2 protein-coding genes are annotated in these 1,525 nt (G+C 37.7%); both read left to right on the top strand.

Annotated elements, in window-relative coordinates:
* Positions 1-198: 198 nt before the first annotated feature.
* Entirely contained in the window at positions 199-591 is a 393-nt protein-coding gene (locus tag HMPREF9443_RS08110) for a pyridoxamine 5'-phosphate oxidase family protein (RefSeq protein WP_009146100.1), read from the top strand.
* 112 nt (positions 592-703) lie between these two features.
* Positions 704-1,525: ParA family protein (locus tag HMPREF9443_RS08105; RefSeq protein WP_009146099.1), on the top strand; the 822-nt coding region annotated here is incomplete at its 3' end.

Below are 1,525 nucleotides of genomic sequence, written 5' to 3'. Positions count from 1 at the left end.
TATAATTAAGGTGTGAAACAAAACATACTAAAAAGGAAAATATACAGACGGAATTGACGAACTGCTTATCAAGTTTGGTAAATGCAAAAAGAAAAAATTTGATATTGTATAAGCCGATTGAAAGTTCAGTCGGCTTATATTGATATACCGACCAAATTATGGTATAATAAAGGCACTAATTTATAGGAGGAATAATAAATGAGCAAAATCGGCGATTTCTTAAGAGAAACGGGTGTTTTCTTTTTAGCAACAACAGACGGTAATCAACCCAAAATTAGACCTCTCGGGGCATTTCTTGAAAAAGACGATAAAGTAATCTTTGGCGTTGGCGACTTCAAGAATGTTTACAGGCAGCTTGTAAACAATCCTTTAGTTGAGGTTGTTGCCTGTAAGCCTGACGGACATTGGCTTCGTTACACAGGCAAGGCAGTATTTGAAACAGATGAAAAATACGCAGAAGAGATGATAAAAACTGCACATATTGAATCCATATATAATGAAGAAACAGGCAATAAAGTAATAACTTTTCATTTAGAAGATGCAACAGCAGTTGATATTCCCGTTATGGGCGATGGCGAAAGCCTTATTTAAAACTATATAGCATACATTTTGACCTATCGTTTAGAAATAAATGATAGGTCTTTTTTTATTTACATAGCCGAGGGATGTTTCTTCGGCTAAATTTTATGAAAGGAGGCAAAAGATGTCTAATTGTAAGGTTATTACCATAAGCAACCAGAAAGGCGGTGTTGGTAAAACTACCACAACGCTCAATCTCGGAGCCGGACTTGCTTTGCAAGGTAAAAGGGTGCTTTTGATTGACGCAGATCCACAGGGCGACTTAACAACGAGTCTTGGATATACAGATAATGATGATTTAAGCATCACATTGGCAAACAAGCTCGTTGACATTATGAATGATAATTGTTCAAATGCTCTTGACGGGATACTGCATCACAAAGAAGGTTTTGACCTGTTACCTTCAAATATTGAGTTGTCATCGGTTGAAATGAGTTTGTTCAATGCCTTGAGCAGAGAAAGCATAATGAAAGAGTATATAAATAGTATTAAAAACAACTATGAATATATCCTTATTGACAATATGCCCTCTCTTGGTATTCTGACGCTCAATTCCCTTGTGGCTGCTGATTCGGTTATTATTCCGGTTCAGGCTCAGTATTTACCTACAAAGGGTATGACGCAGCTTCTCTCAACAATAAACAAAGTGAGAAGAAGCCTTAATCCCGACTTAAAGATTGACGGGTTGCTTATGACTCTTGTTGACGGCAGAACAAATTTATCAAGGAATACCATTATGGCGATACACCGTGCATACGGAGGAAGTATTAATGTATTCAGGGCGACCATCCCTGTTGGTGTAAGAGCTGCCGAAACAAGTTCAGTTGGAGAGAGCATTTTCAGTTACGATAAGAACTGTAATGTTGCAAAGGCGTATGCGTATCTCTTTTTCTGCCACCTCTTTTTCAATTTTACTCAAACTTCGCAGGTGCTGAGCACCCGTAAA

The organism is Phascolarctobacterium succinatutens YIT 12067, assembly GCF_000188175.1.
GTDB classification, from domain to species: domain Bacteria; phylum Bacillota; class Negativicutes; order Acidaminococcales; family Acidaminococcaceae; genus Phascolarctobacterium_A; species Phascolarctobacterium_A succinatutens.
Note: the sequence above shows the minus strand (reverse complement) of the source record. Positions and strands in the feature narration are given on the sequence as shown.